We start from the raw sequence: 9,839 nt of genomic DNA on the forward strand, positions 1-9,839 counted from the left end.
GGAACTTTGTCTTTATTTTCGTATGCGAATAAAGCCATGGGCTGTGTGTGCCTATGGTTTTTTGTTTTGAAAAAATATTCGCTGGAGGAATAAAGATGAATTTAAAAACGATTGGTTTAACAGAAACGATTAAAAATAATTTTGAACAATTAAAAGGTAGTGACGAATGTCTTCTGGGGCGGGTTGCGCTGGAACATAAACGAATGTACAGAGTATGGACTGAACAGGGAGAATTATTATGTGAAGTATCCGGTAAGTTCAGTTTTAATGCTCAGTTAAGAGAGGACTATCCCGCTGTAGGCGATTGGGTATGCTTGAAACCTAGAGTTGCTGAAGGCAAGGGAACGATCCTTGCTATCATGCCGAGAAATAGTAAATTTTCACGAAAATCGGCAGGAGATACGGCGGAGGAACAAATAGTGGCTGCCAATGTGGATACGGTTTTTCTTGTTAATTCCTTAAACGAGGATTTAAATTTACGTAGAATAGAACGGTACCTCTTATTAACATGGGAAAGCGGGGCAAATCCGGTTATCGTTTTAAGCAAAGCCGACCTTTGCACCAATGTAACCGAGAAGGCGGCGGAGGTCGAAGCGATTGCCTTCGGCGGGGTTCCGGTGATACCTATTAGTGCCGAGGCAAATGAAGGGTTAGAAAAGCTTGAACCTTTTTTGCAGCCTGGAAAAACGATCGCCTTGCTCGGCTCCTCAGGTGTCGGAAAATCAACTTTAACGAATCGATTGCTCGGTGAAGATAAGCAGCTGGTTCAAGAAATTCGTTCGGGCGATGATAAAGGGCGTCATACGACGACACACCGAGAGCTTGTGTTATTGCCAAATGGCAGTGTGTTAATTGATACTCCGGGAATGAGGGAGCTGCAGCTTTGGGAAAGTGCAGATGGCCTTTCAGAGACCTTTTCGGATATTGAAGAATTAGCAGATTTATGTAAATTTCGTGATTGTCAGCATAAAGATGAGCCTGGCTGTGCTGTTGTGCAGGCCATTCATGAAGGAACACTTTCTTCCGAACGCTTTACGAGTTACAATAAGCTGCAAAAAGAGCTTGCGTTTATTGAACGAAAATCAGATAAGCGGGCACAAGCGGAAGTCAGAAAGCAATGGAAGAATATTAATAAGCAAATAAAGCAGCGAAGTAAATATTAAGAGACTTTATACCGGATCAGCAACATGACTGATCCGGTACTTTTTTATATTTCAGTCAGGGAATTTTATTTTTGGATTTAGATTTTGTATACTTTTAATCAAAGTAAACGAAGGGGTGGGAACATGGAAAGGACAAACCAACTAGCTACATTTGCTGGCGGCTGTTTTTGGTGTATGGTGAAACCGTTCGATGAACAGCCGGGCATTAGAAGTGTGATTTCCGGGTATACAGGGGGAACTGTGGCAAATCCGACATACCAGCAGGTGTGCAGTGATACAACCGGGCATTATGAAGCGGTTCAAATAACCTTTGATCCTGAGGTTTTTCCATACGAAAAATTGCTTGAGCTGTTTTGGCAGCAAATTGACCCAACTGATCCAGGCGGTCAATTCTACGATCGCGGTCAATCGTATCAGACAGCAATTTTCTACCATGATGAGCAGCAAAAGAGACTGGCGGAAGAATCCAAACAAGAATTGCAGGCAAGCGGCCGCTTTAACAAACCGATTGTGACACCAATTCTGCCGGCACAAACCTTTTATCCGGCCGAAGAGTATCACCAGCAATATTATAAGAAAAATCCAGCCCACTACGAACGGTATCATATCGGCTCAGGACGTGCCGGATATATTCAAAGCCACTGGGGGGAAACCAAAAATGAAAAATAAAGATTTGAATCAGTTGAAAAAAGAATTGACACCGATGCAGTTTGAGGTGACACAAAATAATGGGACGGAGCCTCCTTTCCGCAATGAATATTGGAATGAAACACGGGAAGGCATTTATGTCGATATTGTTTCCGGTAAGCCGCTGTTCAGTTCCCTCGATAAGTTCGATGCCGGCTGCGGCTGGCCGAGCTTTACCAAGCCGATTCATGAGGATGAAGTGACCGAGAAGCAGGATTTCAGCCATTTTATGATTCGAACCGAAGTAAGGAGCACATCGGCAGATTCTCATTTAGGCCATGTGTTTAACGATGGCCCAAATCCAACTGGGTTACGGTACTGCATTAATTCCGCCGCCCTTAAATTTATTCCAAAGGATAGATTAGCAGAGGAAGGCTACGGAGAATATTCAAAACTATTTGAAGTAAAATAAAAGCCGCTAATGCGGCTTTTTTTATGCATTATTTCCATTTTGCTTACTTGAGGAGGTCATTCCGCCAGATAGGACGAATTTCATCGCATCCTCCGCCTTCACCTCAATCACTTCAACCTGTTCCTTAGGAACTAAAAACGTAAATCCGGCAACTTGAAAGGTTTGCGGAATATAAACCGCGACATGGTCTTTAAGCGGGTCATGGAAGCTTTCCAACTGTTCTGATGTAATAAAACCAACACTTTTCATTTCCGTTCCAGGAAGCGTGACAAGGGCAACCTTGGAAAAAGATTTCTTCTCGCCAAGAAACGATTGAACGGTGTCTTTAATTACGGAGTAAATCGTTTTGACGACGGGAATTTTTTCGAGAAGCTTATCAATTAGTTTAATAATCTTCCCAGTTATATATTTCGTAGACATCCAGCCTAAAAGAGTTATTAATACGATAGTAGTCAGTAAGCCGATTCCAGGTATGTAATCATCTTTAAAAAAAGGCTTTAGCGTATTCCCAAGCAGACTATCTAAAAACATAAAGGTTTTATAAATCACATAGATCACAAGAATGATTGGCACAATCGTTAGAATGCCGTTTATAAAATTTTTCAATATGGATTTCATCAAATCACCTACAAATTTATCATTGTCTTTCATAATATAGGCGAATGCACAGACAGGTCAAGTACCTAGTTCATAAAGTAACAAGGGAAAGAACAATTACTTAAGGAGTGATTCTTTTATGCATTATGGTCATGGATTCGGTTATGATGGCTGCTGCGGTTATCCCGGAGTAGGTTACGGAGGAGTAGGTTTTGGCGGAGTAGGATGCGGGTTTGGAGGCTTTGCCTTAATCGTTGTTCTATTTATCTTGTTAATCATCATTGGTGCAAGCTGGGCTTATTAAAATGTAAAAAGGCTGACTCGAGGAGTCAGCCTTAGGTTTTGTTCTAACATTCAGACTAATAACCAAAACACGAACGTTATATACATATTGTAAGAAATAGTTCGTATTTATTGTTGACGGATGGGGAAATGCATGCTATATTTACCAATGTTGAGTAAAACGACTTTGGAGGTAATTGGACAATGAATACGAGATATGATGTGATTGTAGTGGGGGCTGGCCCTGCAGGGATCTTCGCCTGCTATGAACTTACACTAAAAATGCCGAACGCAAAGGTTTTATTAGTTGATAAAGGACATGATATTTATCGACGTAATTGCCCAATTTTACAAAAGAAAATTGAAAAATGTCCGCCGGCTGCAGGGAAAAAGGATTTTGCCGGATGCTTGCCTGCCTGTTCGATTACAAATGGGTTCGGTGGTGCTGGTGCCTATTCGGACGGGAAGTTTAATATCACAAGTGAATTTGGCGGCTGGATGACGGATTATTTGCCAGACTCTCAAGTAGTAGATTTAATTCGCTATGTGGACGAGATTAATTTACAGCACGGGGCTACCCAAAGTATTACTGATCCGTTAACCGAGGAAGTAAAGGATATCGAACGCCGCGGCTTTGCTGCAGGACTTAAGCTGCTGCGAGCCCAGGTTCGCCACTTGGGTACGGAACAGAACCTTGAAATCTTGAAAAGTATTTTTGAATATTTAAAAGATAAGATTGAGATGAAATTTAAAACAGAAGTTGAAGATCTTCTTACAGAAAAAAATCCGGACGGTCATGTGGTTAAGGGAATTAAACTAAAAGGCGAGCAAAATATTTACGCTGATAAAGTAATCATCACTCCAGGCAGAGACGGTTCTAAATGGCTTTCCGATATTTTGAAAAAGCGCAGATTAAAGATGATTAGCAACCAAGTTGATATTGGTGTCCGCGTGGAAACTTCTAATATTGTTATGCAGGAAATCAATGAGCATTTATATGAAGGGAAATTTGTTTTTAATACATCTGTCGGAACCAGAGTGCGTACGTTCTGCAGCAATCCATCAGGCCATGTTGTGGTGGAAAACCATTCTGGTATCATGCTGGCAAATGGCCATGCATACAAGGATCCAAAGCTAGGCAGCCCGAATACGAACTTTGCCCTGCTAGTCTCACACACATTTTCCGATCCGTTTGATAAGCCGAATGAATATGCGCATGAAATTTCCCGATTGGCAAACAGCCTATCGAATGGCGGATTAATCGTCCAAAAATATGGCGACATCTTAAAGGGAAGAAGATCAACTGATAAACGTATTAAAGAGGGATTCCTAGAACCAACATTAAAAGAAGCGGTACCTGGCGACCTTGGATTAGTCCTTCCTTATAACACATTAAAGAGTTTAATAGAAATGACAGAGGCATTGAATCAAGTAACACCTGGTCTTGCATCCGAACATACCTTGTTCTATGGTGTGGAAGCGAAATTCTATTCCGCCAGACCAAAATTAAATGACCGATTTGAAACAGAAATCAGCGGCCTGTATGTTGGCGGCGATGGTGCCGGTATAACAAGAGGGCTCGCCCAGGCAAGCGCCTGCGGCGTCTGGATTGCAAGAGACATTATCGAAAAAACTGTAACGGAACAAAAGAAAGAAATAGTAATGACTTAAGCCCGCTTTGTAGCGGGTTTTTATTTTTTTTCTGGAATTCTCTAGGAATGTAGAGCATTTTTTAATATGCTAGACTAAAAGAAATGGTTTCGAATGCAGAGGTGTAAAATGACGATTATTACTCAACTTAAAGCCCTTTATGAACAAAAACAATTCTATCAGGCCCTTGAGGTATTGAATGGCGAAATTTCTCGTTTGAAATCTTTCCGATACACTGATTTGAAAAAGGAACTTGAAAAAATAGAGTCCGCAGAGGATTTTAAAATAATTCTTAAGATTACTGACCATTTTTTAATGTACAACTACAGTGCCTTTATCGTCCGGTATGCCTACAGGCGATTTCAGAATCTTTTAACAGCCTCCTGGTATTGTGAAGAATTATTGGATGGCGGGAGACCCTTAGAGGCAGAAGATATCATTACACGATTCATAACTGAAAGTAAGGAAAATATTCACGAAAGTGAAAGCCTGGAAAGAGCGTGTTTTTCCAAGATTCGTTGTTTATTAGAAATGAAACGCTACAAGGAGATCGAGCCGTTACTTGAAAAGCTGAAAGAATCTTCGAGGCCTATTGAGGATAAGCTTGGGTATATTCAGTTGCAAATGGGGAATCGAGACAAGGCAGAAGAATATCTGCAAATGGGTTTAAAGGATCCAGAGCGAGGCCGTTACTGTTACTTGCTATTATCCGATTTATATTCAGCCAATGGCCGCCCCACTGAAGCATTAAAACTGATAGAGGAAGGGGAAAAGCAATACCCAGAAACGCCTGCTTTTCTGGTGGAAAAAGTAAAACGCTATCGAGACCTTGGAAAGCCAAGGGAAATGCTGGAAGTGATCAAGCAATTGAACGATTGCATTTCGCTAAATGTCTATCAAAAGTATTTCAGTCATTTGACTGGGAATGCCTACTATCAAATAGAGGATTTCACCCGACTGGAAGCCTTCATACAAGAGGAACGCTTAAAATCTTCCCTTTTTGAACGAAAAAAAGAAGATGGAGAGTTAATCAAGCTAAAGATAAGGCCCATCGTTCAAAAGAGCAATTATTGCGTCCCGGCCAGTTTAGAAATGATCCTTAATTCTTACGGGATGAAAATCACGCAGGATGAAATTGCCACCCATATTTTTGATTTTACAGGCTCCAGATTGTCGACCACAGTTGCCTATCTTGAAAAGCTTGGGTTTTCCTGCCGATACTTTATTGGTAACAAGGAGCGGTATGTACAGTTATTAAAGCAGGGCATTCCTATCCTTTTGAGTGTTGATTTTGAACATTCATCCCATGTACAAGTAATGACGGGCTATGACAGCCGCTTTGACTTTTATCATATACAGGACCCAAACATGCTGGAAGGGCTGTATGTTTCGAGCGAAGAGCTTCAAAAAGCCAATCGCGCAACCAGTTATATGTCAATTGTTGCGGTGCCTAATGCAAGAACTGAGGAGATAGCCTTTCTTTCCCTTAAAGAGGACTCCTATTTTCGGACACTTCATGATTTCGGTGAAAAAATGGAGGAGGATGAAAATAGATCCAAAGACTTGTTTTTTCAATTTTTGCAAGAAAACATTGAAATTCCGTACACTCCCATATATGTCGTAAAGCATTTTTCCTTTGATGAATATGGAGATTTTATCATTGCCTGTGCAGAAAGGATTTTACTTGAATATCCAGAGAGTGATTTCTTTAATCTCCATGTTTCACAGGCCTATTTAAGATTGTCAAAAATGGAACTTTCCGAGCGTCAGCTTTCCAAAACGAACCGGAAAACATTTAGTACCTTATATCATTTTTTAAAGGGCAGAATTTCACTCTATTTTGACCAACATGAAGAAGCAGCCCGTTACTTCAGAAACTCGCTGCAACTTGACCCTGATCAATATTATACTTGGAGCTATCTAGCACTTTCCTATCTATATCAAAAGGATATCGTTCAAGCCGAGTTATTTTCAAAGATTAGTATGATGCTTGCTCCAGACGACCGCTTTATCCGATTGAACCATGCAGCAGTCTTAATGGAAAAGAACGAGAATGAAAATGCCCGGATGCTATATAATGCGCTTATCAAAGACGAACCTAAGGATGCCCATGCCTGGTATGAGAGAGCACGTCTAGATCAAAAATTAGGAAAACACAGGAAGGCCTTAAAAGGGTACCTAATGTCTATGAAATTAGACCATGAAGCCCCTTATGCCTATCTTGCTGCCGCCGACTTGTTTGAGGTGGAATTTGATCAGTTGGAAAAGGCGGAGGAAATACTGTTATCTGGCATACAATCGGCAAAATCCTCTCAAGTATATATCCGGCTAGGGGAATTATATAGGAACCAAGAAGAATGGTCAAAAGCAATCAATATTTATCAAACTTGTATAAGTTTATTTCCTGATGAGCGATTTGCCTATTTAGGAATGGCAGAATCGATGGCAAGTGATGACCATAAAAAAGAAGCTGTTCAATATTTAAAAAAGCATGCAGGACGTTTTGAAAAAGATAGTGAATTTTTAATTAACTGTGGCAGGATATTTGCTGACTGGGCAAAAGAGGAGGAGGATCTACCGTTATTAGAGGATGGGTTAAAGCTTTTTGAAGACGGGATGGAATTTATTCACTCCAATCTGTATGATGCATTAGAACTCTATGCGGGATTGGTGGAAGAAACACCCTTCGTTGACAGGGCGATAAAATTCCTCTCTGAAAAATCAGCACAACATCCTAATAATGTTGAATTTAAATGTTTTCAAGGGGCTTTATATGAAGAAAAACAGCAATATGCTCAAGCGATTGATGCGTACAAATCCGCTTTAAAAGTTAGAGCAGATTCCTTTCCTTATTACCGTCTGGGTGAGGTTTACTTTAATCTGAATCAGCTTGATTTTGCGAAGGATGCCTTTAAGAAGTGTTTAGAGCTGGATGCAAAAGTCGACCATGCTTATCTGAAGCTAGCGGAAATAGCATTATACCAAGATAAGCGGGAAGAAGAGGCAGACTATTTACTTCGTCTTTTGGAAATTGCCCCGATCAATGTAAATGTGGAATACTTGACCTCGATTATGGATGAGGAAGGATTGCATAATTTATTAAACAAGCTTGAAAATTTGCAAGGCCCGTTCCCGGAGGTGTGGAGACTCGATATGCTGGCCTACACACACGGAGCGCTTGGAAATATAAAAGCAGAAGAGAGTACTTTAAAGGAAGCATTGGAAATTGAACCGGAACAGCCAGAACTGCTTCACCACCAAGCCAAGCTGTTAATTAAACAGAAAAAGTGGGAAGAGGGTTCTTTACGACTTAAACATCTTTTAAATAAGTATAACGAGGATGAAGATTTATTTAAAACGCTTATCCAATTTACCGCAGCTTCTAATCGTTGGGCGGCTCTTGAGGATTTCCTTCATCAATTCAAAGGAACAAACGAAGAAAAGGCTTCTATGTTCCTGTTAGCTGGTGAAACTGTTGAAGAGCATTTTAAAGAAGCAGACTGGTTGGACGAGGATGAAGGGAATGTTTTTACTCGGTTTGTCCGAAAGCTGAAAAATCGATTTAAACAAATGAGAATATTTGGTACAGCAATCGAGTTGTACGAAACGGCTATTAAATTGGCTCCTGACAATCTGAATCTTGTAAGCCGATTTGCTAAGTTTTATGAGGATTTTGATTTAATGGATGACTCTATTAAGGTGTTGCAGAAAGCTCTATCCGCTGCATGGGATGAAAAGATTGCCTATCAATTAGGCATGATTTATTTGGATTCCAAGGACTATCAATCGGCATTCCCATTGTTTGAAAAATGTTTACAGCAGGATCCTGAAAATTCCCACGTTCAAGCAGTTTCTGCCTATATTATTGGAGAAAAAGGAGACATAACAGAAGCTGAAAAAAGAATGAAACAGGTAATTGCTGATAATCCATTTGAAAATCATGCCCATTCCTATTTAGGCAGATTGTTAAATAAACAAGGCAAATATGCTGAGGCTAAGGAACTGCTTGAAAAAGGAATGGAAATCCATCCCTTTGACTCCTCCATTAGACTGCAGCTAAGTGTTACGTTGAGTTACTTAGATAAAAATGAAAAAGCATTAGACATGATTAATCAGGTTTTGGAAATGGAAGATGAAAATTTACTTGCTCATTACAACAAGGCTTGTTATTTAGCGTTACTTAACCGTACCACTGAAGCACAGCATGTGCTTGATTTCGTAATCGAAAATGAAGAGACAGACTATTTCCGCCAGTTAGCGGAACAGGATGAAGATTTAGTTAAGTTAAAAATAGGATGAAACTAAAACTGTCCTATGATAAATGATTTTTCGAAAAACAAATTTTATAATTTCATTTGATTTCTGTCCTCATGAATTTTCATGAGGACATTTTTGCCTGCTTAAAGGGGATTTTTGTCCGCAAGACTCCTACATGAGGACAGAAATCTATGAACTCCAAAGAAATTCGTCCCCATGGAAAGTCAAGTCCTGATTATTGTGTAAAATCAAAAGCAATTGTTTTCAGCTCTACCTTTTATGATCTTTATCCATACCCTTTTATTTTTTTGGGCGAAACTTCCATGGCTTTTTATCTACATATCCGGGAAGGGCTGTCAAAGGCTTTTCACTTTGACAGCCCTTCCCGGATATGTGATCATTCCATGATGGAAGTGAGTCTAAAAATAAAAGTTTTATTAGTTATTAAGTAATGTCTTTCTCTTGGAGTAGACCTCCTGATATTGCATGAGAACAGCACCTACCAAACGAAAGGCAGATTGAGTATTGGGAAAGATACGTATTACTTTCTCCCTTCTACGGACTTCCTGGTTTAAACGTTCAAGTGAATTTGTGCTTCGTATGTGAGGGTGCATCTTCTCAGGAAAGTTTAGGTATTGAATGGCATCTTCAAAGCCTTCATCTAAAGTTGCCAAGGCCTTGGCATACTTAGCTTCATCCCCAAACTGGTTCATTAATTCATTCTTAAATCTTCGGATATCCTCCATTGTAACAGCTTCAAAGACACGTTTAATCATCGTGCGTATCTCTAC

General features: G+C 40.1%; 8 protein-coding genes. 6 read left to right on the plus strand and 2 right to left on the minus strand.

Annotated elements, in window-relative coordinates; translation table 11 throughout:
* Nucleotides 1-95 precede the first annotated feature (95 nt).
* The 3 genes from rsgA to msrB all read left to right on the plus strand — a co-directional run bounded on the left by rsgA (nucleotide 96) and on the right by msrB (nucleotide 2,262).
* Entirely contained in the window at nucleotides 96-1,163 is a 1,068-nt protein-coding gene (gene rsgA, locus PH210_RS11540; protein WP_289985477.1) for a ribosome small subunit-dependent GTPase A, read from the plus strand.
* A gap of 123 nt (nucleotides 1,164-1,286) precedes the next feature.
* Nucleotides 1,287-1,832, plus strand: a complete 546-nt coding sequence (gene msrA / locus PH210_RS11545) for a peptide-methionine (S)-S-oxide reductase MsrA (RefSeq protein WP_289985479.1) — start codon at nucleotides 1,287-1,289, stop codon at nucleotides 1,830-1,832.
* Nucleotides 1,822-2,262 (plus strand): peptide-methionine (R)-S-oxide reductase MsrB, encoded by a 441-nt coding sequence (gene msrB / locus PH210_RS11550; protein WP_289985481.1) that lies wholly within the window; start codon nucleotides 1,822-1,824, stop codon nucleotides 2,260-2,262. Before msrA ends, msrB begins: the two co-directional genes overlap by 11 nt.
* Nucleotides 2,263-2,283: 21 nt before the next feature.
* Here msrB and PH210_RS11555 read toward each other — a convergent pair whose 3' ends face one another.
* The gene (locus PH210_RS11555; protein WP_289985482.1) at nucleotides 2,284-2,880 is read right to left on the minus strand and encodes a DUF502 domain-containing protein; all 597 of its coding nucleotides are present in this window, start codon (nucleotides 2,878-2,880) and stop codon (nucleotides 2,284-2,286) included.
* A gap of 118 nt (nucleotides 2,881-2,998) precedes the next feature.
* Between PH210_RS11555 and PH210_RS11560 the strand changes: the two genes are divergently transcribed.
* From PH210_RS11560 to PH210_RS11570, 3 genes are all read left to right on the plus strand, one after another.
* On the plus strand, nucleotides 2,999-3,163 hold the full coding sequence (locus tag PH210_RS11560; RefSeq protein WP_289985484.1) for a YjcZ family sporulation protein: 165 nt from the start codon (nucleotides 2,999-3,001) through the stop codon (nucleotides 3,161-3,163).
* Nucleotides 3,164-3,345: 182 nt separating this feature from the next.
* Nucleotides 3,346-4,812, plus strand: a complete 1,467-nt coding sequence (locus PH210_RS11565) for an NAD(P)/FAD-dependent oxidoreductase (RefSeq protein ID WP_289985486.1) — start codon at nucleotides 3,346-3,348, stop codon at nucleotides 4,810-4,812.
* A gap of 108 nt (nucleotides 4,813-4,920) precedes the next feature.
* A complete protein-coding gene (locus tag PH210_RS11570; RefSeq protein WP_289985487.1) occupies nucleotides 4,921-9,090 on the plus strand; it encodes a tetratricopeptide repeat protein in 4,170 nt (1,389 codons plus the stop codon).
* Between the two features lie 395 nt (nucleotides 9,091-9,485).
* On the opposite strand, the gene PH210_RS11575 is transcribed toward PH210_RS11570, so the two are convergent.
* Nucleotides 9,486-9,839, minus strand: a 354-nt coding sequence (locus PH210_RS11575; protein WP_289985488.1) for a transposase, incomplete at its 5' end; no start/stop codon positions are given.

The organism is Paenibacillus sp. BSR1-1, assembly GCF_030403775.1.
Taxonomy (GTDB): domain Bacteria; phylum Bacillota; class Bacilli; order Bacillales; family Cytobacillaceae; genus Neobacillus.